19 protein-coding genes are annotated in these 23,474 nt (G+C 41.2%); 9 read left to right on the top strand and 10 right to left on the bottom strand.

What is annotated here, in order from left to right; genetic code table 11:
- Nucleotides 1-161 precede the first annotated feature (161 nt).
- The 6 genes from L7A31_RS11855 to L7A31_RS11830 all read right to left on the bottom strand — a co-directional run bounded on the left by L7A31_RS11855 (nt 162) and on the right by L7A31_RS11830 (nt 7,196).
- Nucleotides 162-380: a DUF2835 domain-containing protein gene (locus L7A31_RS11855; RefSeq protein WP_237361851.1), complete on the bottom strand. Its 219-nt coding sequence runs from the start codon at nt 378-380 to the stop codon at nt 162-164.
- A 67-nt stretch (nt 381-447) separates the two neighbouring features.
- Nucleotides 448-3,054, bottom strand: a complete 2,607-nt coding sequence (pepN, locus tag L7A31_RS11850) for an aminopeptidase N (RefSeq protein ID WP_237361849.1) — start codon at nt 3,052-3,054, stop codon at nt 448-450.
- 135 nt (nt 3,055-3,189) lie between these two features.
- Nucleotides 3,190-3,852 (bottom strand): hypothetical protein, encoded by a 663-nt coding sequence (locus L7A31_RS11845; RefSeq protein ID WP_237361841.1) that lies wholly within the window; start codon nt 3,850-3,852, stop codon nt 3,190-3,192.
- 140 nt (nt 3,853-3,992) lie between these two features.
- Nucleotides 3,993-5,987 (bottom strand): carboxy terminal-processing peptidase, encoded by a 1,995-nt coding sequence (gene prc, locus L7A31_RS11840; RefSeq protein ID WP_237361840.1) that lies wholly within the window; start codon nt 5,985-5,987, stop codon nt 3,993-3,995.
- A gap of 17 nt (nt 5,988-6,004) precedes the next feature.
- Nucleotides 6,005-6,622 carry an RNA chaperone ProQ gene (gene proQ, locus L7A31_RS11835; protein ID WP_237361838.1) on the bottom strand — a complete coding sequence of 206 codons (618 nt, stop codon included), beginning with the start codon at nt 6,620-6,622 and terminating at the stop codon, nt 6,005-6,007.
- A 103-nt stretch (nt 6,623-6,725) separates the two neighbouring features.
- Entirely contained in the window at nt 6,726-7,196 is a 471-nt protein-coding gene (locus L7A31_RS11830) for a GAF domain-containing protein (RefSeq protein WP_237361837.1), read from the bottom strand.
- Between the two features lie 283 nt (nt 7,197-7,479).
- Between L7A31_RS11830 and L7A31_RS11825 the strand changes: the two genes are divergently transcribed.
- The 3 genes from L7A31_RS11825 (at nt 7,480) to rsmF (ending at nt 12,878) form a co-directional block, all read left to right on the top strand.
- Nucleotides 7,480-8,772 carry a paraquat-inducible protein A gene (locus L7A31_RS11825; protein WP_237361828.1) on the top strand — a complete coding sequence of 431 codons (1,293 nt, stop codon included), beginning with the start codon at nt 7,480-7,482 and terminating at the stop codon, nt 8,770-8,772.
- The gene (locus L7A31_RS11820; protein WP_237361825.1) at nt 8,765-11,380 is read left to right on the top strand and encodes an MlaD family protein; all 2,616 of its coding nucleotides are present in this window, start codon (nt 8,765-8,767) and stop codon (nt 11,378-11,380) included. The genes L7A31_RS11825 and L7A31_RS11820 overlap by 8 nt, the downstream gene beginning before the upstream one ends.
- Nucleotides 11,381-11,456: 76 nt before the next feature.
- Nucleotides 11,457-12,878: a 16S rRNA (cytosine(1407)-C(5))-methyltransferase RsmF gene (rsmF, locus tag L7A31_RS11815; RefSeq protein WP_237361823.1), complete on the top strand. Its 1,422-nt coding sequence runs from the start codon at nt 11,457-11,459 to the stop codon at nt 12,876-12,878.
- Between the two features lie 89 nt (nt 12,879-12,967).
- On the opposite strand, the gene L7A31_RS11810 is transcribed toward rsmF, so the two are convergent.
- Nucleotides 12,968-13,801 (bottom strand): CvfB family protein, encoded by an 834-nt coding sequence (locus L7A31_RS11810; protein ID WP_237361821.1) that lies wholly within the window; start codon nt 13,799-13,801, stop codon nt 12,968-12,970.
- A gap of 135 nt (nt 13,802-13,936) precedes the next feature.
- Here L7A31_RS11810 and L7A31_RS11805 point away from each other — a divergent pair, with 135 nt between their 5' ends.
- A complete protein-coding gene (locus L7A31_RS11805) occupies nt 13,937-15,292 on the top strand; it encodes a hypothetical protein (protein ID WP_237361813.1) in 1,356 nt (451 codons plus the stop codon).
- Here L7A31_RS11805 and L7A31_RS11800 read toward each other — a convergent pair.
- Both L7A31_RS11800 and L7A31_RS11795 read right to left on the bottom strand, forming a co-directional pair.
- Nucleotides 15,289-15,765, bottom strand: coding sequence for a DUF4442 domain-containing protein (locus tag L7A31_RS11800; protein WP_237361811.1), 477 nt, complete (start codon nt 15,763-15,765; stop codon nt 15,289-15,291). The genes L7A31_RS11805 and L7A31_RS11800 overlap by 4 nt on opposite strands.
- Before the next feature lie 99 nt (nt 15,766-15,864).
- Complete coding sequence (locus L7A31_RS11795; RefSeq protein WP_237361808.1) at nt 15,865-16,719, bottom strand: putative PEP-binding protein; 855 nt, start codon at nt 16,717-16,719, stop codon at nt 15,865-15,867.
- Nucleotides 16,720-16,950: 231 nt separating this feature from the next.
- Between L7A31_RS11795 and L7A31_RS11790 the strand changes: the two genes are divergently transcribed.
- Nucleotides 16,951-18,003 carry a 3-deoxy-7-phosphoheptulonate synthase gene (locus L7A31_RS11790; RefSeq protein ID WP_237361806.1) on the top strand — a complete coding sequence of 351 codons (1,053 nt, stop codon included), beginning with the start codon at nt 16,951-16,953 and terminating at the stop codon, nt 18,001-18,003.
- 24 nt (nt 18,004-18,027) lie between these two features.
- Nucleotides 18,028-18,513: a YajQ family cyclic di-GMP-binding protein gene (locus L7A31_RS11785; RefSeq protein ID WP_237361804.1), complete on the top strand. Its 486-nt coding sequence runs from the start codon at nt 18,028-18,030 to the stop codon at nt 18,511-18,513.
- A gap of 60 nt (nt 18,514-18,573) precedes the next feature.
- Here the strand turns inward: L7A31_RS11785 and L7A31_RS11780 are convergent, their stop codons facing one another.
- Complete coding sequence (locus L7A31_RS11780; RefSeq protein ID WP_237361802.1) at nt 18,574-19,512, bottom strand: precorrin-2 dehydrogenase/sirohydrochlorin ferrochelatase family protein; 939 nt, start codon at nt 19,510-19,512, stop codon at nt 18,574-18,576.
- Nucleotides 19,513-20,036: 524 nt separating this feature from the next.
- Here L7A31_RS11780 and L7A31_RS11775 point away from each other — a divergent pair.
- The 3 genes from L7A31_RS11775 to L7A31_RS11765 all read left to right on the top strand — a co-directional run bounded on the left by L7A31_RS11775 (nt 20,037) and on the right by L7A31_RS11765 (nt 23,437).
- Nucleotides 20,037-21,065: an amino acid ABC transporter substrate-binding protein gene (locus tag L7A31_RS11775; protein ID WP_237361800.1), complete on the top strand. Its 1,029-nt coding sequence runs from the start codon at nt 20,037-20,039 to the stop codon at nt 21,063-21,065.
- A gap of 64 nt (nt 21,066-21,129) precedes the next feature.
- Entirely contained in the window at nt 21,130-22,335 is a 1,206-nt protein-coding gene (locus tag L7A31_RS11770) for an amino acid ABC transporter permease (protein ID WP_237361798.1), read from the top strand.
- A gap of 4 nt (nt 22,336-22,339) precedes the next feature.
- A complete protein-coding gene (locus L7A31_RS11765) occupies nt 22,340-23,437 on the top strand; it encodes an amino acid ABC transporter permease (RefSeq protein ID WP_237361796.1) in 1,098 nt (365 codons plus the stop codon).
- Nucleotides 23,438-23,474 lie beyond the last annotated feature (37 nt).

Raw genomic sequence — 23,474 nt, 5'->3', positions numbered from 1 at the left:
TGATTATTTTTTTTGTAGGGGTTGGAATAAGCATAGTGCTTACTATGGGTAATGCACGGCTTTATTGTAAAAGCTTTATTGAAGATTGGTTAATTGTTTCAACACTACAATGAAACAAATTTATCAAGAATGTGATAGTGGTTTTATTTGATGATGAGGCATCACAATTGCTCTAACTTTACAAACTTATTTTTCTGGTCAGTTGTTAATCGAAACTGACCTTTGACCCCACTTTGGTTAAGGAACTGCCGAAAGTGGGAGGCAGGCAATCGGATCCTTAACCCTTCTTGAGTAATCACTTGAACATGACTTGCAGCACCGGAATAGTGAGCAATAAATGATTGGTAGGAAATAGATAAAGAAAATAAATAATGCTTCATGGGCTAATTTTGAATAAATTTTTAATTGTGGTGGCAGCGTATATTTTGCCACCACAATGATATTTATTTACTCTTCTAATGCCTTAGTTACTTTTTCATATAAGTCTTTTGCAAGATTATGCATATTTTTCAGAGAAACTAATTCATCTTTTATTAACTTCTGTCTGTGTTGATCATACTTTTTCAGTTTAAGGAATGGATCCAATAAGCGAGAAGCGACTTGTGGATTGCTATCATTTAACTCTCGCAAAATTCCACCAGCGAACTTATAACCATCTCCAGTCTTTGAATGGAATGCTACAGGGTTCATGTTCATAAATGACCCGACTAAACTCCTAACTCTGTTAGGGTTTTTCATTGAAAATGCTTCATGAGCCATTGTTTCTTTGATAACTGATAGCGCTTCCTTATCTGGATTTGTCCCTTGTAGCTGGAACCACTTATCCATCACTAAGCCATCGTGCTTCCATTTTTGACTATAGTCAGACATTAAGTGTTCACGACAACTTAGCTGGGCACTATTTGCTGCCTGCATTGCTGCCATGGTGTCCGTCATATTAGTCGCGTTTTTATATTGTTGCTCCACCAGCTCGAATCCTTTGTCGGTATGAGCAAGGTAGGACAAACAACGGTTTCGCAACGCTCGTTTTCCAATCGCACTATGTTCTAAAGAATAATCAGACTGAGCGCTACTGCTGTAGACTCTTTCTAAATCATCATGAAGCTGAATAGCTAATTGTTTCTTAAACGTTGTCAGTACGAAATCAATCGCATCAACATCCACCAAATCATACCATCCGGATACTTCATTAAAGCTTGGTAGTGTCATAGCCTCCGCAACAAAAGCAGGATCTAGATCTTCATTAAGTAGAACACCTCGATACGCTTCCACTACGGCTGGAGGCAGCTCGACTTCTTGGTTAGCCTGTACACGTTCAACGTTGGACTTAATGTATTTCGCCAATAGCATCTGCCCCGCATCCCAGCGAGCAAATTCATTTCTTGCATGCACCATCAAAAAGCCAAGCTCTTCATCTGTATATTCATACTCCAACCTTACGGGTGCAGAAAAGTCGAGTAACAGCGATGGAGTTGGCTCTTCGGCAATATTTTCAAAGGTAAAGACCTGATGACTGTCAGTTACATTGAGAACATTCGAAACTTTTTCACCACCTAGAACAAGAGGAACTAACGAGCCTTCCGAGTCGTAAAGTTCAATGGCAAGCGGAATATGCAGTGGCTGCTTTTCACTTTGCTCTTGTGTCGCTGGAGTGTATTGCTCTACCTCTAATGAGAATGTAGAACTCTCCGCATCGAAGTGACTTTTAACTTTAACTACTGGCGTGCCGGACTGGCTATACCATAAACGGAAGTGTTTTAGATAGATGCCAGATGCATCTTCCATTGCAGATACAAAATCTTCACATGTCGCAGCTGTTCCGTCGTGACGTTCAAAATACAGCGACATCCCTTTTTGGAAGTTCGCTTCACCTAAAAGAGTGTGAATCATGCGAATAACTTCACTGCCCTTTTCGTAAACAGTCAACGTATAGAAGTTATTCATCTCGATAACTTTATCCGGCCTTATTGGGTGAGACATCGGGCTAGCGTCTTCTGCAAACTGTGGACCGCGAATTATTCTAACGTTATTAATTCGGTTTACAGCACGCGAGCCAAGATCTGATGAAAACTCTTGATCCCTAAATACAGTTAACCCCTCTTTAAGACTTAACTGGAACCAGTCTCTACATGTCACACGGTTTCCGGTCCAGTTGTGAAAATACTCATGGCCAATGACTGCTTCTATACCCAAGTAATCTGTATCTGTGGCAGTTTTTTCATTTGCTAGAACAAATTTGGAATTGAAAACGTTTAGGCCTTTATTTTCCATTGCTCCCATGTTGAAGAAATCAACTGCAACAATCATATAAATGTCTAGATCGTATTCAAGGTCAAACCGCTCTTCATCCCATTTCATCGCATTAATTAGCGATAACATTGCATGATTTGCGCGATCCAAATTGCCCTTATCTACATATATTTCTAGTTGGACATCTCTACCTGATTTTGTTTGATAGCTATCTTCGAGAATATCAAAATCACCAGCAACCAACGCAAATAGATAACTTGGTTTCGGGTGCGGGTCTTGCCATTTTACCCAATGCTTGCCGTCTTCGAGAGCTCCTCCGTCTATACGATTTCCGTTACTTAGTAGGGAAGGAAATTGTTTTTTATCAGCAACAATCGTTGTCGTATATTTCGCTAAAACATCTGGTCTATCTAGGAAGTATGTAATACGACGAAAACCTTCGGCTTCACATTGTGTGCAAAAAGCTCCATCTGATAAGTACAAGCCCTCAAGAGCACTATTACCCTGCGGATTTATCTCAGTTACGATTGTCAAATCACATTGCTTGGGCAAAGAGTGAACGAGTAAACCATCTTCTAGTAACTCATAGTTAGACCAATTTTCACCATCAACACATACCTGCTTTAGCGTCAGAGCCTCTCCATCCAACTTGAGAGAGGTGGTTTCTTTAAGTTGAGTCAATTTAGATTTAGCAGTAACAACTGTTTGAGTTTCATTAAGCTCAAATGTTAAATCGATATCAGTGATAGTATGAGAAGGAGATTGATAATCTTTACGATATTTGGCTTGAGGAGTTTGCGCCATTGTCTGAGTCCTTATGACCAATTAAAACGATACAAATCTATTTCTACTCGGACTTAAGGCAAGATACAAGGGGAAACGATAAAATTCAGATATTGATTTTACATTTACATAAACGTGCGAAAAAGAAGCTAGCAGCTATTGAACTCTATTGAGAACAGCAAACATAGAACCACCTTCACCTTCTAGGGTTAATTGGTCGCGAGACAAAGAGTACTTTGTGCTATGTTCACCATCTTCATAAATCAAAACCAAGTGATCATCTTCGGTATAATAGACGCCTTTATGAACCTCTTCTTCACCTTCTTGATTGCTTACTCGGAAAAGAAACACAAAATCAGGCTGAAGGATTAGATCCATCTTCTCTACTTCACTAGCTAGCAAATCTTCACCGCTCAGGTGCTCACTAGACCATATACCTGCAAGAGCATTTGAAAGCGCTTTTACAAACGTTACGCCGTTTAGGTTCAATAAGTTGTGATTTCCAGAATACGCATATACTTGAGGTTGTTCGGAATTCATACCCAACACTAAGGTGTTTTCATCGGCAGTATAGACACCCTCCCAATGCTCTACACTGTAGTCCTTTTTCTGGATATTGATTTGAAAATCATAGTTTGAGTTTAGAGTGAGTTTTATTGTTCGAAAGTTTTCCGCTGATTCATTGGGGTTTGGATTTACCAAATACCAATCACCAAGCAAAAATGGCAAGTCGAATTGTGTTAAATCAACTGATTTGGGTGTCTGTGAGCCTGACAAAGAAAAACTTAGACAAGCGCAAAGAATCAGCAAGTATCTCATTACGCATTCCCCTCTTTTCTTAAAGCTTAGGACTATAAAAGGGAGAACGCGAAACAAATTGCTTTTTAATATGCATTCTTACGGACATGAAAAAGGCGAGCTGTCATTGCTCGCATTTCTATTTTTGCTAATAATCTTAGCTAGTTAATCATATCAACCATAATAGATACTGTTTCGTTTAAGTAAGCATCGGGCTTCTCATAATCTTTTGGTACGTCGTCTAATGAAGCATACGGTTTTAAACCTTGAGCTTTTTGACGTAGATTAATACGAGAGAGTCTTAGTTCGTCAGCCTTTTCACCTTCAGCTTTACGAACCTTCTCATTAAGAGAAACAGTATTGTTGTCTTTGGTTTCCTGATACTCAGCGATATCTTGTTCGATAAACTTAAACTCCATATCATCTTTGATACGCAGGTTATGTTCACTCGTAAGCTTCTTTATCTCCGGCTGGAAATTATTTAAACGCTGATATTTAGCTTGCGCAATTTGATCCCATGGCAGTGCATTATCCTCAACACTCTCACCTGTTTCAGACGGGTCAACAAGCGATGGATACGCGATGTCTGGCACTACACCTTTATTTTGAGTGCTGCCTCCATCGATTCTATAGAACTTTTGAATCGTATATTGCACGTAGCCAAGTTCTTTATCGAACATGTCGTATATTTGATTCAAAGTTCTGTGTTGCTGAACTGTGCCTTTACCAAATGAATTTTCACCGACAACAATAGCTCGTCCATAGTCTTGCATCGCAGCGGCAAAAATCTCAGAAGCTGAAGCGCTGTAGCGGTTAATTAGAACCACTAGCGGGCCTTGATAACTAATTTTTCCGCCCGTATCGCTATTGACATTCACTCTACCGTAACTATCACGCACCTGAACAATCGGCCCACTCTTAATGAACAAGCCTGAAAGCGCAGTAGCTTCTGTTAGAGCTCCGCCACCATTGTTTCTAAGGTCGACAATGATCCCATCAACACCTTGTGCTTTTAAATCCGTTAACAGTTTATCTGTATCTTTTGATAGGCCTACATAAAAGCTCGGTACTTCAATAACCCCTACTTTCTTGCCATCTTTTTCAATTACTTCAGCTTTTACGGCACGGTCTTCTAATCGGATCTTGTCACGAGTAATTGTGACAACGTGACTTTTTGCGTCTTTCTTCTCTGGCAATATTTCCAGTTTAACCTTGGTACCCTTAGGCCCTTTAATTAACTGAACAACATCATCAAGGCGCCAGCCAATCACATCTACGATATCCTCACCATCTTGCCCAACGCCAACAATTCTATCACCTTCACCTAGTTGCTTACTTTTTGATGCTGGCCCACCAGCAACTAATGAACGAATGACAGTGTAGTCATCGGTCATTTGCAACACAGCTCCAATACCTTCAAGAGAGAGGTTCATTTCAGACTGGAATTGTTCAGCGTTTCTTGGGGAAAGATAACTGGTATGAGGGTCAACTTCACGTGCGAATGCATTCATGTATAGCTGGAAAGCGTCTTCGTTATGAGTTTGGCTAAGCCTTCGAATTGCGTTGTTGTATCGCTTACCCAAAATCTCTTTGATTTCTGGCCAAGTTTTACCTGTCATTTTCAAATTAAGCGCATCGTATTTGACTCGTTTACGCCATAACTCATTTAGCTCTTTTTCACCTTTAGGCCATGCTGCTTTCGTTCGATCAAGCTCCAAAGACTCGTCAGTATCAAATTTCATTTCTTCATCTAATAAAGAAAGAGCATACCTGAAGCGATCGTAGCGTTTACGCATAGACAGGTTATAGACATCAAACGCTATTTGGTTATTGCCATTTTTAAGTTGGTCATCAAGTTTGTCTGACCACTTACTAAAAGAATCAATGTCTGATTGGGTGAATATATTTCGATTGAAGTCAAGCAACTCTAAATAACGTTCGAAGATGCCTTCTGAGAATTGATCATTGAGATCGAAGTGCTTGTAGTGGTTCTGAGTAAATCTCCACATGACCCGTTTACTTGCAGTTTCATGTTGAGTTTCAGGTGCAAGAACAGGAAGTTCCTTCTTACTGATATTGGCTTCAAGAGCCTGAACTGATGGAACTGCTAGCCAAAGGCTAGCAGCAATCAGTGTCAATTTTAAACGGGTTTTCATGCGTAGGAGTATCTCCTTTAGGCGCGCAAGTGCTCCGCTTTAACGACCATTTGTAGACCGTTTACAAGTTGAACACGTACATCTTCCTTATTGATTTCAACTATGGTCGCTGCCATATTTCCTTTACCCATGTTTACATTCACTTGTTTGCCTACAATCATTTCATCAGCATTCAAAGCTCTTGTTTGTACGGGCTTTTTACTGTCTTTTTGCACTTTAGGCGAAGTGCGACGAGGCTGTGGTTTTCTCGGCTTCTTCGCTTTTTCTTCTTTCGCCTTTTGGGCTTGCTCCTTACGTCTTGCTTGTGCTCTAGCTTTGCTTTCTGCTAGTGCTGTCTTAGCGTGCTCAACGTGTTCTTCTTCCAATTCACCACAAACTTCGCCGTCTAAATCGACACGGCTAGCACCTGGCTTCACGCCATGTAGATAACGCCAAGAAGACGTGTATTGTCTTAAAGCCGCTCTAAGTTGAGTTTTGCTGACCTTTGGGTCTTCACTTAATCGATCGGCAAGATCTTGAAAAATGCCAATTTTCAAAGGTTTTGCTTCACCTTCTAAAGTAAAGCACTTAGGGAAACATTCAGCAATATAAGCAATGACTTCTTTGCTGTTCTTCAACTTTTCGGTGTTTTCCATGAGGATTCCTGGTTAAATGCGGGCTTCCCCGCGAGCATATAGATAAAGATTCCAAGTATTATAGTGAGCTGCAAATGAAAAACCACACTCAAAGATTAAAAACTCATTTATTAGAGTGTGAATTAAGCACCTTTTCTACTTCTCGTACTAAAAATGTTAAGCCTTCCTCATCTATCTCACTAAATCGACCAACCTCTGGACTATCAATATCAAGCACGCCGACAAGCTGACCGTCAACAGAAACCGGGATGACAATTTCAGAATTGCTCGCAGCATCACATGCTATATGCCCTTCAAACTGATGAACATCATCAACACGCTGTACCGTATTTGTTTCCGCTGCTGTTCCACATACACCGCGACCAACAGGTATACGAACACACGCTGGTTTACCTTGAAACGGCCCCAATACCAGTTGTTCATCTTTCATAAGATAAAAGCCGACCCAATTTAGCCTATCCAGCTCCATATTTAGTAAAGCGCTAAGGTTCGATAAGTTCGCGATAAGATCACTCTCTCCTTCTAGTAATGCGACAGCCTGCTTGGTAAGACGATGATAGTGTTCTATGTTCATTTTTAATTCCAATTGTTGTTGAAGGGCTCCACTCGAGGAATTGGGTATACCCTATTAATCCCAGCGCTTTACAAAGCGTCAGGGATGTATATCACAGATAAAAAACACAAATCAAAGGTTTCATGACTCTCTCAATCTCTTTCTCTTGTTGATGAGCTCATAACTTTATCCAATTTTGCAATTAGATGACTATTCCGCTGTTATACTTCAAATTAATCCCACTAATAGTTTCATGATCAATAAGAATGCGATACATAGAAGTATGTATCTTGTAGAAACCACAATGCCTCAAAGGACTGGGCGAAAGATGTTAGCTGAACAGCAAAACCTACACACTATAACTCAGTGCCAAAGCTGCCAAAGCTGCCAATGGCCAATCGAGCAAGTTCCTCTTGCTAAAAGTGAAAATGCTCACTGCCCTAGATGTGATCGTGTTGTCTACGAATGGCGCCAAGTAAACTTGTCAGGCAACCTTGCGTTAGCCGTAACTTGTTTGCTTCTTCTCGTACCCGCACACTTTTATAACTTCATCTCTATCAATTTGTTTGGTGTCGCTTTTTCAGGTAGCTTAATCAGCGGTGTACAAGCGTTAGTGAGTGAAGGCTATGTGTCACTCGCTCTTCTCGTTGTTTTTTGTAGCTCAATCGCCCCACTAGTTTTATTTACTGTGACAATCACAGCGCACATAGCAATTAGATACCGACAACTTAAGCTACTTAACCGCAGTCTAAAGCTTGTTCGCCAAATGAGGCATTGGGTGATGATCGACGTATTTTTAGTTAGTATCGCGATATCATGCTTTAAACTTCAAGACTATGCGGATATCTCCGTTGATAACGGGTTGTTCTCACTTATCCTGTTACAAATACTGACCGTTTTGCTGCTCTCACGGATAAATGTCGAACAGTATTGGGATAAATGGCAACAAAGTGAGATCTATTCGACGAACTCATATACAGAAACATCGCAAAACCTTATCCAATGTGGGAATTGCTATCTAACGCAAGAAACGAATCATCAATGTGTACGATGCCATAACGAATTGTCACGGTTCAGGCCACACTCACTTCAACGCTCTTGGGCTTACCTGATGACAGCTGCTATTGCGCTTATCCCAGCAAACTTCATCCCTATCTCTATCCTTTTTACCAATGGAAAGCAGATAAAAGACACAATATTTTCTGGAGTTATATCGCTAGTCAATCACGACCTACTGCTCATCGCCATCATCATATTTATAGCTAGTATACTAGTCCCGATAATTAAAATTCTCGGAATAGCCTACGTGTTGATTTCCATATCCTGCCGTAAAACATTGTATCAACGCCAATGTATGAAAATTTACTCTATTTTGAAATGGATAGGTAAATGGTCCATGGTCGACTTGTTTGTTATCTCGATAATGCTAACACTCGTTGATCGCGGGCAAATATTGAACTTTACTCCCGGATACGGTGCCGTTGCATTTGGCGTCGTCATTGTTTGCACCATGCTCTCTGCAGAGAGCTTAGACACACGATTAATATGGAACTTGAAAAATCGCCCAACCAGCGAGAATGGAATTGTAAATGAGTAACGAGTCTAAACCAGTAATTAAAAAAAGCAGCCGTATATCGCCTTTATGGGTGCTCCCAATCGTAACCATCATTTTAGTCGGCTGGCTGTTATCCAAATCTATTCACGATGCCGGAAAGAAAATACAAATCCAATTTGCTGATGCACAAGGCCTTGTCGCTGGCAGAACCACGATTAGGTATCATGGATTAGAGGTCGGTATAGTGCGAGATATAGTGTTATCTGAAGACCTTGAAAGCATCTTTGTTGAAGCTGACGTATATCCAGAGGCAGAGACTTTACTAAGAAAGAACACCCGTTTTTGGTTGGTCAAACCTACCGCTAATTTATCCGGAGTAACGGGGCTAGATGCGCTGGTCTCCGGTAACTATATAGCAATTCAACCAAGTCCTGTTAAATCAAAAGCGGAAACAAAATTCCGCGCTCTAGATATCGCCCCTTCAGATATACGCTCTCGAGAAGGGTTAAATATTCGACTCAAAGCCAAAGACCTAGGCGGAATTTCTATCGGTTCACAAATTTTATACAGGAGAATTCCTGTAGGTAAAGTGTATGGCTATCAGCTGGACGAAGAAAACGATGAAGTGCGTATACAAGCCTCAGTCAAACCTGAATATCAACACATTATTACCAGTGACAGTCGCTTTTGGAACATCAGCGGCATCGGCGCAAACGTAGGCTTCGATGGCGTTGACATACAATTGACCAGTATCAGCGCTCTCATATCAGGAGCCATTGCAGTAGACTCTCCGGATCAAGGTTCTCCGGTAAAAAATGGGCATGAGTTCAAGCTCTACCAGGATATTGAAACTGCCGGGCGAGGAATTCCCGTTAAAATTCATTTGCCTGAAAATAACAAAATAAGCAGTAATGGCGCACCCATTATGTATCGTGGTATAGAAGTCGGCCAAATAACCACACTAGAACTAGATGCAGAGCGACAAGACATTGTAGCTCACGCCGCAATTCAACCTGCTTTCAGTGACATGCTCAACACTAACAGCAACTTCATATTAGAAGAGCCGCGCTTATCCCTCTATTCATTCGAAAACTTGACCAACCTTGTAAAAGGAAACTATCTCACTATCGTACCTGGAAAAGGAGCACCCAGCCGCGTGTTTACAGCCTATCGGCAAGATAGCATAAAGCTTCAGCAACAAGGTGCTACCATGATTCACCTAACATCTGACGATACTCACGGGTTAGAAAAAGGTGCAAAACTTCTCTACAAAGGTTTGATTGTCGGATCTGTGGCTAACATTCGGCTCGTTAAAGATAAGATTAAGTTAGATGTATTGGTCAACAAACAATATCGACACCTAATTAAATCGAACAATCGATTTTATATTTCCAACGGTATGAATGTTGACCTTACCGATTCTGGAGTCGCAATAGCGGTGCCTCCCGCCAAACGACTAATAGGGCGAAGCATTAGCTTTAGCAGTCAAGGCAACAATGATAAGCAAAGAAGTTTTCAGCTATATGCGAGCAAGCAACTGGCAAACATCGCCCAAGTTGAGGGCAAAGGCTCGAAAGATATCTATCTACTGACGAATGAATTGCCTTCGATATCTGAAGGCAGCCCTATTCTCTACCGCAACTTGCCTGTTGGTAAGGTAGTCAGCTTTAAACTGACTAAGTCAGGAGTGGTCGTTCACGCTAAAATTAATCACAAATATGGATACTTGGTGAGTAAGAATAGCGTTTTCTGGAATCAATCTGGAGTGAGTATCGAAGCTTCACTCAATCAAGTAAACATCTCATCTGCTCCATTGAAGAGTCTTTTGATCGGTGGTATAGCGTTCGATGAACTGACTGGGGTTAATAGCAAGTCTGGTAAATACTGGAAGCTGTACAAAGGTTTCAAACAAGTACAACAATCCGGTAATCAGATTACTCTTACCACTTCAAAAGCAATCAAGTTGAAGCCCGGCGCTAACGTTAAGTATCGAGGTACTGACGTCGGTAAAGTCGATACTATTTCTCCTAGCTTCAACAGTGACACTACAACCGTTGTTGTCACAATATTCTCAAGCTACTATGACCATCTAGCAAAACAAGGCAGCTATTTTTGGGTTGCTCAACCTAAAATCAGTGCTGCCGGAGTTGAAAATATCGAGAATATTCTGGGCAACGAAATATTTGTTGCCCCTGGTGCAGGGAGTCGGGCTAACACCTTCAACTTAAACAGTGAACCTAAACTCTCGCAAGGTGTCGAATTCAGCTTACAAAGCGACCGAAAAGGGTCTATAAAAGTTGGTACTCCAATTTTGTACCGTGATATTGAAGTCGGTAAAGTTACAAAAGTTAAACTAGGCGAGCTTTCAGATAGGATTATTACCACAATCTCTATCGATAAGGCATACGCGTACTTAGTCCGCAAGAATAGTGTATTTTGGAATGTATCCGGCGTGGATGTTTCTATCGGCTTGACAGGAGCTAACGTAAAAACCGGCACGGTTGAAAGTTTAATTCGCGGCGGTATTACGTTTTCAACTCCAGACGATGTTGAGTTAGCTCCAAAAGCTAAACAAGGACAGACGTTCTATCTAAATGCTTCTGCAGAAAATGCATGGAAAAATTGGCGATTGCCTATTCCTAAAGCCTAGAGAACTCCACCCTACTTCAAGTAAAATGGCGTTAGGTATATAATCGGCGCCATTCATTACCCAGCGGATTATCACCTTGCACCCAAACGTTTACCTTCCAGAAGAGTTTTTGTCCCATATTGAAGCTATATTGCCTGAAGGCGAATCTCTTTCAGAGTTTGTATCTGCCTGTCAGCGTCCACTAAGAAAAAGTATTCGCGTAAATACTTTGAAGACTTCTGTCGAAAACTTTAAACAACGTGCAAAACACAAAGGCTGGAAACTTGAACCTATCCCATGGTGCGATACCGGGTTCTGGATTGAAGCAGATGAATCTGTGACACCATTAGGCAATACCGCTGAACATATGGCCGGACTTTTCTACATTCAAGAAGCAAGCTCAATGATGCCGGTTTCGGCTCTTTTCCATCAGCAAGACTCAAACTTTGGTTCTGTACTTGATATGGCTTCTGCCCCAGGCTCAAAAACCACGCAAATAGCAGCAAAACAGAACAACAAAGGAGTGATCGTTGCCAATGAGCTGTCCGCTAGTCGAGTAAAAGTGCTGCATGCAAACATACAGCGATGTGGAGTAAGCAACTGTGCTTTAACCAATTTTGATGGCAACGTGTTCGGTGGATGGCTCCCTGAACAGTTTGATGCCGTATTGTTGGATGCCCCATGCTCAGGTGAAGGTACAGTTCGCAAAGATCCCGACGCATTAAAAAATTGGAGTATCGAAAGTACAAACACGATTGCTGATGTACAAAAGCAGCTCATTGAGAGCGCATTTCATGCGCTAAAGCCGGGCGGTAGCATGGTTTACTCGACATGCGCCCTAAGTAAAGAAGAGAACCAACAAGTCTGCACTCACCTGCTGACAACTTTCACTGATGCAATTGAGTCGATATCTCTGTTAGATCTATTTCCAGATGCGCATAAGGCCCTTACCCCTGAAGGCTATGTACATATTTTCCCTCAGACCTATGACTGTGAGGGGTTTTTCGTCGCAAGATTTAGAAAGCTTTCGTCTGTTACCCCACCAGCTGTAAAGAAGAGACTCGGCAAGTTTCCTTTTGAAAAAGCAAATACCAAGTTAGTTAATCAAATCTCGCAATCACTCGATCAAGAATTAAATATTGTTCTACAGGACGATTCAATGATTTGGGCTAGAGACAAAGAAGTTTGGCTTTTCCCGACAAACTTAGAGCCGATGTTAGGAGAACTTCGCTTCTCTAGAATGGGAATAAAAATCGCAGAAACGCACAAAAATGGATTTAAATGGCAACACCAAGTCGCAACTTCTGTCGCCACCGGAAAAGAAGATAAGTGTTTGGATATCGACGTAGAACAAGCGAGAGAGTGGTTTATGGGCCGAGATATTCGCCCTAACGGGTCGGGTAAAGGCTCAGTTCTCGTGCGTTACGACGGGTTTATAATTGGACTTGGTAAATGGGTAGGAAATCGAATTAAGAACGGTCTTCCACGTGAACTCGTTAGAGACAAAAACTTGTTTTAAAGTGACCCAATCTCAAATTTCATATCTTTTGTCGTTCTGCCCAACTAATTGGGCAGAACCTAATAAGCACGAAGCAAACAAGATTGACATTAAGCTAAACGAATACCTTCCTTCTCGATAACAATCTTACCTTGTTTGTAAAGCCCACCAATAGTCTTCTTGAACGTACCTTTACTCGTTCTAAATACCGTAAAGATTGCATCTGGTGATGATTTATCATTTAACGGCAAGAAACCATCATTTCGCTCAAGCTGTTCCAGAATCTTACTACTTAAATCATCCAGCCGGCCAACACCAACCTTTTGCAGCGATAAATCAATTTTTCCGTCTTCACGAATGGTTTTGATATAGCCTTTTAAACGCTTACCAACGAACAGTTTGCCAAACACATCAGATGAAAAAATCATTCCCCAATGTTGGCCATTAACAATAGCTTTAAACCCGAGTTCACTTCTTTCAGCGATGATTAGTTCAACTTGTTGGTTCTTTGCATAGCTTGCAGGTGTCTTATCTAGCAGTTTGTTGAATTTCGTTGTGCCAACGATACGTCCAGAAGCCTTGTCTGTGTACACATAGACTAATAACTTCTGGCCTTGTCTAAAGCGTGCACGTTGCTCACTAAATGGGATAAGCAGATCCTTCTCTTTAATTCCCCAGCTAACAAACGCACCTGTGCTATTGACACCTTCCACTGTCATTAGCCCCCACTCGCCTACTTGAGCGATTGGCCTATCAGTCGTTGCTGACAACTGGTTTTCAGAGTCAAAGTACAAGAAAACTTCCACGCGGCTGCCAACTTCAGTACCTTCCGGTACATATTTATTTGGTAGTAATGTGGTTCCAAACTCTTCAGCATCCAAAAAAACGCCAAAGTCTGCAAGCCTAACAACTTCTAGGTCGTTTACTTGTCCAACTCTAATCATGTCAAATATCTCAATACAAATTTGCAGTGATTATACCCAAACGCTCTCAAGAAGCGAGGCTGTTTGCGCATATCTATAAACTTCTAGTATGCTTTCTTTATAGAAATAAAATTATAAGTAATTGAGGAGACTAGGTTGGTCACTGTTGATAAACATGACGGCATCACACTAAAAATCTCTCACGCTATCGGCACTTCTAAGCGTTCCAATTTAGATATCTACCTGTTTGTTCCAGGCGAACTCGGCTTGAGCCAAGAAATAATCAGCGAATCTGATTTTTACTACAGCTCTATAAACCAAAAGCGCACTTATTACAGTGATAAAACACTCTTACCCCTAGTACACAGCCGATTGGCAAAGCGGAAAAGGTTATCCAGTAGACAATATCGTGTCAGTTTGAGCTTATTTGCTTATCAATACGTGATTGCTTTAGATAAAGCGGTTAACAATATCAATAGCCTAGACAAAGAGTCGATTACTGAACAAGAGATAGATGAAGTAATTGAACTTGCTTTAGACATTTTAAAGCGACTAAGACGAAGTATTCCTTATGAAGAGAATCTAAAACGTTACTACGCCAACATAGATAATTACCTGTCTTGGTATACCGAGCAAAACTTTCTTTCCCTCGTGGCACACCTACCAAGGAATGATGATTACGCCACCTTAAAATCTAGGCTTATTAATATAGTAGAAAGAGAAACGGCACACCGCCGCCTCAATAACTACAACTCTGAAAAAGTTCGCTCTGACTTAACAAGAATGAGCAACAAAATGCGATTGTTAAGACGCCTGATAGAGCACCCAATAGTGCTTAAAGAAAAGACAACTTCATTGGGCAAGAATCTAAGGCGAGCCTCGAAAGGGATCGCGACTGGGTTTGTCATGGTTTTCGTCACGATATTGGCCATTACTGCACGTGAGTACTGGGGTGAGATCACCGTTTCATTTATTGTTCTGATGTCGATACTGTATGCGCTGCGAGAGATTTTTAAGGACGATTTGAGGGATGTATTGTTGCGCTGGGTAAGAAAAGACAAACCCAAATGGCGCAAGCGGTATTTTGATCCAACAACAAACAAAATCGTAGGCCAAAAGCTAGAGTGGCTTGACTATAAGGTAAGAGCAATACTTCCCGACAGAATAAAAACCATTCGTAAGAAAAGAGTGGTTCAAAGAGAAGAGAAAATACTTCATTATCATAGCGAAACTGAGATGTCGACGTCACGCTTTATGAGTGGTTACGAAGAGACAAAAGATGCGTTGCTGATTAGCATGCGCGCTCTTACAAGGCTGATGGATAAGGGGTCAAATAAAGTTTATTCACTCAATAAAGGTCAAGTTGTTCGAGAGTCAGTAGATAAACGCCATTTGTTTAACTTAATTATCCAAGAGAATGGAGAGGACGGCGGTACGAAGTTCTACCGCTGGAAAATTATTCTAAATCGCACAAAAATCGTAGCAATCGAGCAAATTGATATAGATGATTAGCTGGCTACTTTGATGGAAAGCATCAACTCAAATTCGGCTACCGATGTATTTGGATCAATACTCGGACAGGTGGCGGTAATCGTAACATTTTGATTGATCCTGTCTTTTGTCGAAATCGCTTGCTCTAACATTTGACCAATTTTATCACCGTCAGAGCAAGTAAAAAGCACATCACTTTCAGCTCTTTTGATAAATTTCCCCTCTACTTCTTTGAAAGCTAGAGAAATATTCACTCCTTTTTCCTTTGCTTTGCTCATCGCCATAAAACCACCAGCAACATCGGCCCCTACCGCTAAGACACCGAAATACATACTGCTCAAGTGGTTTTTGGTTCGCCTCTTTAAAGGAATTTTAATGGCAATCGAGTTTGCGTCTAAGCCAACTATTTTCGGCCGACAAAGCCAGATGAAAGGTACTTTGAAAAAGCCAAAAGTATTGAGATACAAATTTGCTTTAGCGAGCTTAGAGAGCATTACACACCTACAATGAAACAATGTCATCTGACCAGTTAATATTGTAGGTGTGCATTTGTCAATTGCACTGATCAGCAGTTTGATATCAATCCGATATAGTTACACCGTAACATATGCTTGTGCAACTGGGTTATTTAGTAAATAATCTTTTGTTTTAGGCAGTTGGTCTAAGTCTCCTGTTATCGCAACGGACGACTTATTGCTAGCTTGGCAAGACTCTACAACCTTATCAAGTAGCAACAACACAGACTCGTTGTCTAAGTCGAATAAGTAAGACAGATTTTCATTAGAACTATCTATTCCAAGAGTAAGTTGCGCTAGATTGCTTAAGTTAACAACAACTCCATCAAAATAGTGCAATAGCCTGTCGGAAAGCAAAGCAGCAGAAGGAGTATCAACTGAGAAATGGACTTTCAAACCGTTCAGCCCTCTCGGTAAACCCTGCTCGGCTAACTTGTCGATGATACTAGCTGCATCAGATAAAGTTCTTACAAATGGAATAACAATTTCTATATGAGAGTGCTGTTCGCGTAACTGCTTGATTACTTCACATTCTAAGGCAAATGCTACTTGGTATTCTTTAGATACATGCTTGGAGACACCTCTTCGTCCCATAGTTGGGTTCAACTCAGATGATTCAACATCTCCGCCAACTAAGTTACTAAGTTCATGACTGTCAGAGCCAGTTAAGCACACTTTTATTGATTCATACTTGGGCTGAATTGCTGACAAAATCGATTCGACTAGCGTAGATACAAAGTAGTCTTTTGTACTCAACCCAGAACATTTTTTTTCCAACATGTCTTGTGTTGAGCTCCCCATACTAGCATTGGGATCAGTCAAATGTGGGTGAAAGCCAATTTTAGTATTTATTAAACTAGATATATCGACAAAAAGATGTTCCCCATTTCTAGTCACGGTGAAACCGGAAGCCGACTTATGTTGTGTACTCACTGTTATTTGACTCCAAACTTTAGTTATTTTCAATTGATTAGAAATCAAGGCTAGTCTGCTGTCAACTCAGCAAATTGCAACATGGCCTACAGGTTGTATTTGTTCCTATATAGAGAAAGCTGAAACAAATCTCTTTTCAATGCCCTTTTATACAACATAAAAGTTTATTACTGCATGTAATTCCGTTATCTTTACGTCTTCGAATTAGTAACAGACAACATAGAATTTAGCATGCCATTAAAAACCGACGAACTAAGAACCCAAGCACTTGGACCTATGCCCACACCAGCAGAACTAGGTAGCGCCCATCCCATTACCGATTCGGTGGCTGAACGTATTGCTCAATCACGTAAGCAAGTAGAGAAAATCCTGCGTGGAGAAGATCAACGACTACTAGTCATTGTAGGGCCATGTTCAGTTCATGATACGGAAGCTGCTATTGACTACGCGACTCGACTTGCTGGAATACAAAAGCAATACGAGAAAGAACTATTTATCGTCATGCGAACCTACTTTGAAAAGCCTAGAACTGTCGTCGGTTGGAAAGGCTTGATTACCGATCCTAACTTGGATGGATCATATGCACTGGAAGCAGGCCTCAGCAAAGCTCGTCAGTTACTTTTGGATATCAACAAACTAGGCCTTCCTACGGCAACTGAATTTCTCGATATGATCACAGGCCAATACATTACTGACTTGATTACTTGGGGAGCAATTGGCGCTCGTACAACCGAGTCACAAATCCACAGAGAAATGGCTTCAGCATTATCTTGTTCGGTCGGTTTTAAGAACGGCACGAATGGCAACGTTAAAATATCAATTGATGCAATTCGCGCGGCTAAAGCTTCTCACTACTTTTATACCCCAGATAAAAATGGTCGCATGACAGTATATCGCACGAGCGGAAACCCGCATGGCCATGTAATTTTGCGTGGCGGTGATAAAGGACCGAACTTCGATAGTGCGTCTGTAGAGCAAGCTTGTAGTCAACTTGGTGAATTCGACCTTCCACAGAAGTTGATTGTTGATTTTAGCCATGCGAATTGTCAAAAGCAGCACAGAAAGCAACTTGATGTGGCAAAAGATATCTGCGACCAGATCAAGTCTGGTAGCAACTATATCGCTGGCATTATGGCTGAAAGTTTCATTGAAGAAGGCAACCAACCAATGCACGACATCACTGCATTGAAATATGGCCAGTCGATCACTGACCCATGTTTAAGTTGGGAGCATACTGTCGAAATGCTAGATATGTTGTCTGACGCTGTTAAGACTCGTTTTTAAGTTTTTAGGAAGGATATATACGTTATGCCATCATTTGATATCGTCTCTGAAATCAATACTGTAGAGCTCAGAAATGCTGTTGAGAATGCCTCTAGAGAGCTTTCGACTCGTTTCGACTTTCGAGGAGTTGAAGCATCTTTTGAAATACAAAAAGAAGAGAGCGTGAAACTTAGCGCTGAGGCTGATTTTCAGCTAAAGCAAATGCGTGATATTTTGCGCGGCAACCTTACTAAGCGTGGCGTTGATGTAAATTCAATGGACTCTCAGACTCCTGATCAATCAGGAAAAATGTGGAGTCAGAATATCTTGTTTAAGCAAGGTATCGACACTCCAACGGCGAAAAAAATCGTTAAAGCAATTAAAGATGCAAAATTAAAAGTGCAAGCGGCTATCCAAGGTGAAAAAGTTCGCGTAACTGGCAAAAAGCGCGACGATTTACAGTCTGTTATCGCGTTGATCAAACAAGCAGAACTTGGTCAGCCATTCCAGTATGAAAACTTTAGAGATTAAAGTTTTTAGCAATATGAGCGTTAAGCTAAATCAGAAAATGGCTCCTTAATGGAGCCATTTTTATAACACTTGCCCCAACTTGTATAATTTGCTTTTTCCTATAAGCAGGTTGAACTCATTGCTACCTGACGGAACCAACACACAGCGTCGTTGTACCTCATTCGACTCTCTGTCTAGCAAAGAAGCAAGCTCAACTGCATCTTTAAACGCCTGTCTGTTTGCATCCCTTCTAACTAAGTCCATAAGTTCCAATGGACAGTCTTCAGTGTGATAAACCAGTTCAACTTTTTGCATTTGTTGAAGTGCCTTAATGGTGAGAAGCTCGACATCGTGATCATACTCAATCCATATTAGTGAGCCACTTTCCTGCTGCTTTTTCTCAATAAGCGACTGATAAAGGGCTTCTAAGTCTTCACGCTTATTTGAAGCATTGACGAACTCATTGTCGAAAAACGACTCCCAAAAGCGTTTACGTTCCGTCACTGTAGCGAATTGCTCTTTTATAGCGTTTCTTTTTGAACACACAAAGTCGGCAAGCAATGACGTATTCTGGGCAAGCAAAGACTCAAAGGTCTGCCTAATTTTTCTTACCAAAACTGGTGAAGCCCCACCACTGGAGATCGCAATCTGGATTTTTCCGCGATTAATTATAGAGGGCGTAATGAAATCACAATACGGCTGATCGTCAACGACATTTACCAAGATGCCAAATTTTTTAGCGTCTTTGTAGATCTGATGATTAATCGTGGGATTATTCGTTGTAGCCCAAAGCTGGACATATTCATTGGAGAGTAAATCAGAAGAGTAAAAGTTTTGTATCCAATGGCAGCTATTCTCATCAACCCATGTTTTTAACTGTTGATCAATATTGGGAGATACAACCGTTACAACCGCCCCTGCTCTCATCAGCATCTCGACTTTTCGAGTAGCGACCTCTCCACCCCCAATCACTAAAACAGGTTTGTGATTTAAGTCCAAAAACAACGGAAAATATTGCATCTAAATCCTTTTAGGAAAAAGTTGAAAACATTGTATAGCTCTCTAGCCTAACAAAAACTAGTCCTCTGCACACGCCAGAGATGAAGAGTTTATTCAAGGTCAACAAATCCGGTGCCATCGCAAACAAATATTAAGAAGCAAACTTCGCCGCTTTATATTTATCTCTATTTACTACTTCATTCCGAGAAAATACCCAACTTACTCGCATATGAGTCATATATTGACCACTTACGAAACACTTTTACCGAGTTTTATTCTTTAGGTAGCAAGTATGAAACAACACACTTTATTTACATTTGGATAACATTTAGACATGCTAATAATGGAATTTAGGTGTGACGTGAGTCAAAAATCTTTTCAAATTAAACATTTGAGAAAATTGAAATCCTTACCTACGCTTATAACTGGTTGATTTACATGTGAGACATTGATCTCATATGGGGCCAGCTCAGTTATAGCAACATATACATTAGAGTTGTATCTGAATTTAACGATTTAACAAGGTTAATACAGGAAGGAAACAAATGGCAAACAAACTAACACTTCTTGCCTCCGTCGTAGCTGCTTCTACTGCGTTGGTCGCAAACAGTGCTTCTGCTGCAGATAGCACACTTGAAAAAGTGACTAAACAGGGATTTTTAACTTGTGGGGTCAGTGCTGGTCTACCCGGTTTCTCCAACCCTAACTCAAAAGGCGAATGGGAAGGTATCGACGTAGAGTATTGCCAAGCAATCGCTGCAGCGGTACTTGGAGACAAAAAGAAAGTCAAATACGTCCCACTAACAGCGAAAGAGCGTTTCACTGCTTTGCAATCTGGTGAAATTGATGTTCTATCCCGTAACACAACGTGGACACTACACCGTGATACAGCTCTAGGTCTAAACTTTGCTGGTGTAAACTACTACGATGGCCAAGGCTTTATGGTTAAAAAGTCTCTTGGTGTAACCAGTGCTAAAGAGCTTGATGGTGCATCGATATGTGTGCAATCGGGTACCACTACCGAGTTAAACTTAGCTGACTACTTCCGAACCAATGGCATGAAGTACAAGCCTGTAGTATTTGATACTGCTCCACAAACATCTGCTGGTTTCGATGCTGGGCGTTGTGACGTTCTTACAACTGACCAATCAGGCTTATATGCTCTTCGTCTAAACCTTAAAGATCCGAAAACAGCAATTGTACTACCAGAAATCATCTCGAAAGAGCCTCTAGGGCCTGTTGTACGCCAAGGTGATGACCAATGGTTTAACATTGCTAAGTGGGTTCTGTTCTCAATGGTCAATGCGGAAGAGTTTGGTATTACATCTAAGAATGCAGATGCAATGCTGAAGTCGAAAGATCCTAATATTCAAAGGATCTTGGGGCTTTCTGGGCCTAAAGGTAAAGGTTTAGGAATCAGAGATGACTGGGGATACCAAATCGTTAAACAAGTTGGTAACTACGGCGAAAGCTTTGAGCGTACCGTTGGTAAAGGTTCGCCACTCCAAATATCACGAGGCGTAAATGCACTGTGGAATGCTGGTGGCATCATGTATGCCCCACCAATTCGATAAGCCTTGTAATAAACCTGGGCGGGTAATCCCCGCCCTTGCTACATATATTTGAGGTGACTGTTGTATGAAGCCTACTGAAAATTCTACATCTAACACACAGCACGGAGGGACGAAAGGTAAAAACTTGCTTTACAACCCAACGTTCCGCGCAGCCGCAATCCAAGTCATTGCTATTTGTCTCTTAGCCTTCTTTTTTTACACTATCGTAAATAATGCATTGAATAACCTAGAAGCCCGCGGTATTGCTACCGGCTTTGGATTTTTAAACCAAGAAGCAGGGTTTGGTATTGGGTTGAGTCTAATTGACTATAACGAAACCTATTCTTATGGTCGTACATTCGTCGTTGGCCTTCTAAATACTGCGCTAGTTTCAATACTTGGTATTATTCTCGCAACAGTCCTCGGTTTCATTATTGGTATAGCAAGATTGTCATCAAATTGGCTAGTCAGCCGATTTGCCGCTGTATATATAGAAACATTCCGTAACATTCCACTATTGCTGCAAATTTTCTTTTGGTACTTTGCTGTACTGCAAGCACTACCCTCACCGAGGCAAAGTATGAGCTTAGGTGAAGCGGTATTTTTAAATGTTCGCGGGTTATATTTCCCCGAGCCAGTTTTTGAATCAGGTAGTATCTTTGTCGTATTGACCTTATTGGCCGGAATATGTGCGTCTGTAGTCATTAATGTTTGGGCGAACAATAAGCAAAAGCTTACTGGCCGACAAACGCCAATGGGTAGGATTATTCTCCTATTGTGCGTTGTACTTCCTGTCGTGGTGTATTTCATTATGGGCTCACCTATCAGTGCGCAATACCCTAAATTACAAGGGTTTAACTTTCAAGGCGGTATTAGTATCATTCCTGAGTTAGCCGCCCTTTTGCTTGCTCTTTCTATTTATACAGCTTCGTTCATAGCAGAGATAGTTCGTTCAGGTATTAATGCCGTTAGCCACGGACAAACGGAAGCAGCGATGAGCTTAGGCCTACCTCGCGGAAAAACCCTCAAATTGGTTGTGATCCCTCAAGCGCTGAGAATCATTATTCCCCCGCTGACAAGCCAATACTTAAACTTGACCAAAAACTCTTCTCTTGCGATGGCTATTGGTTATCCGGATCTCGTTTCGGTATTCGCGGGAACGACCTTAAACCAGACAGGTCAGGCAATTGAGATTATCGCGATGACCATGGCGGTTTATCTTTCATTGAGTTTAATAACATCAGCAATCATGAATATGTACAACCGAAAAGTGGCATTGGTAGAGAGGTAGTAATATGAAGAAGCATGAATTTTTGCCCGATCTGCCGCCACCAGCAAATACCGTTGGTGTAATTGGGTGGATGAGAAGAAACCTATTTAGTGGCCCTTTTAACTCAATCATCACAATTTTGCTTGGATACTTAGCACTTATCGCGATATGGAATATCTTTGACTGGGCATTTCTCAATGCAGACTGGGTAGGAACGACCAGAGATGACTGTTCAAGGGCTGGGGCATGTTGGGTATTTATTAATGTGCGTTGGGAGCAATTCATGTATGGGTTTTACCCACATGAAGAGCTTTGGAGGCCAAGGTTATTCTACATTACGCTAGCCATTTTTACCGTTCTGTTAGCATATGAGAAAACTCCAAAAAGACTTTGGGTTTGGTTATTCTTTGTAAATATCTACCCTTTCCTAATGATTGGACTGCTCTACGGCGGTGTGTTTGGCTTAGAAGTTGTCGATACTCACAAATGGGGTGGATTACTAGTCACGTTAATCATCGCCTTAGTGGGGATTATTGTTTCGCTACCCATTGGTATAGTACTCGCTCTGGGAAGACGGTCTGAAATGCCAATAATTCGTAGTATGTGTACTGTATACATCGAGATTTGGCGTGGAGTTCCACTCATTACTGTGCTCTTTATGGCTTCCGTAATGCTACCACTATTTTTGTCAGAGGGTTCCGAGACCGACAAGCTAGTCCGCGCCCTAATAGGTGTTGTAATGTTTAGTGCCGCATACATGGCGGAAGTAGTACGTGGCGGGCTTCAAGCGATTCCAAAAGGACAATATGAAGCTGCCGATGCGCTTGGACTTACCTACTCGAAAAAAATGGCACTTATAGTTTTGCCGCAAGCCTTGAAGATTACTATCCCTTCAATCGTAAACACCTTTATCGGCCTATTCAAAGATACCAGTTTGGTACTAATCATCGGCATGTTTGACGTACTGGGTATAGGTCAGGCAGCCAATACAGACCCTGAGTGGTTAGGCTTTGCGACCGAAAGTTATATATTTGTAGCATTAGTTTTTTGGGTCTTTTGCTTCGGTATGTCGAGATACTCCATATGGTTGGAGAATAAACTGCATACGGGACACAAACGATAACAATTAAGAAGTCAATAGAATTTAAGTTTGAGGACAA

It is taken from the genome of Vibrio marisflavi CECT 7928, from assembly GCF_921294215.1.
Lineage (GTDB): Bacteria > Pseudomonadota > Gammaproteobacteria > Enterobacterales > Vibrionaceae > Vibrio > Vibrio marisflavi.
Note: the sequence above shows the minus strand (reverse complement) of the source record. Positions and strands in the feature narration are given on the sequence as shown.

Bases quoted from the DNA above. Each gene is read 5' to 3' on its own strand.
- L7A31_RS11855 (WP_237361851.1), bottom strand. From the start codon at position 380: ATGAAGCATTATTTATTTTCTTTATCTATTTCCTACCAATCATTTATT.
- pepN (WP_237361849.1), bottom strand. From the start codon at position 3,054: ATGGCGCAAACTCCTCAAGCCAAATATCGTAAAGATTATCAATCTCCT.
- L7A31_RS11845 (WP_237361841.1), bottom strand. From the start codon at position 3,852: ATGAGATACTTGCTGATTCTTTGCGCTTGTCTAAGTTTTTCTTTGTCA.
- prc (WP_237361840.1), bottom strand. From the start codon at position 5,987: ATGAAAACCCGTTTAAAATTGACACTGATTGCTGCTAGCCTTTGGCTA.
- proQ (WP_237361838.1), bottom strand. From the start codon at position 6,622: ATGGAAAACACCGAAAAGTTGAAGAACAGCAAAGAAGTCATTGCTTAT.
- L7A31_RS11830 (WP_237361837.1), bottom strand. From the start codon at position 7,196: ATGAACATAGAACACTATCATCGTCTTACCAAGCAGGCTGTCGCATTA.
- L7A31_RS11825 (WP_237361828.1), top strand. From the start codon at position 7,480: ATGCCTCAAAGGACTGGGCGAAAGATGTTAGCTGAACAGCAAAACCTA.
- L7A31_RS11820 (WP_237361825.1), top strand. From the start codon at position 8,765: ATGAGTAACGAGTCTAAACCAGTAATTAAAAAAAGCAGCCGTATATCG.
- L7A31_RS11810 (WP_237361821.1), bottom strand. From the start codon at position 13,801: ATGATTAGAGTTGGACAAGTAAACGACCTAGAAGTTGTTAGGCTTGCA.
- L7A31_RS11800 (WP_237361811.1), bottom strand. From the start codon at position 15,765: ATGCTCTCTAAGCTCGCTAAAGCAAATTTGTATCTCAATACTTTTGGC.
- L7A31_RS11790 (WP_237361806.1), top strand. From the start codon at position 16,951: ATGCCATTAAAAACCGACGAACTAAGAACCCAAGCACTTGGACCTATG.
- L7A31_RS11785 (WP_237361804.1), top strand. From the start codon at position 18,028: ATGCCATCATTTGATATCGTCTCTGAAATCAATACTGTAGAGCTCAGA.
- L7A31_RS11780 (WP_237361802.1), bottom strand. From the start codon at position 19,512: ATGCAATATTTTCCGTTGTTTTTGGACTTAAATCACAAACCTGTTTTA.
- L7A31_RS11775 (WP_237361800.1), top strand. From the start codon at position 20,037: ATGGCAAACAAACTAACACTTCTTGCCTCCGTCGTAGCTGCTTCTACT.
- L7A31_RS11770 (WP_237361798.1), top strand. From the start codon at position 21,130: ATGAAGCCTACTGAAAATTCTACATCTAACACACAGCACGGAGGGACG.
- L7A31_RS11765 (WP_237361796.1), top strand. From the start codon at position 22,340: ATGAAGAAGCATGAATTTTTGCCCGATCTGCCGCCACCAGCAAATACC.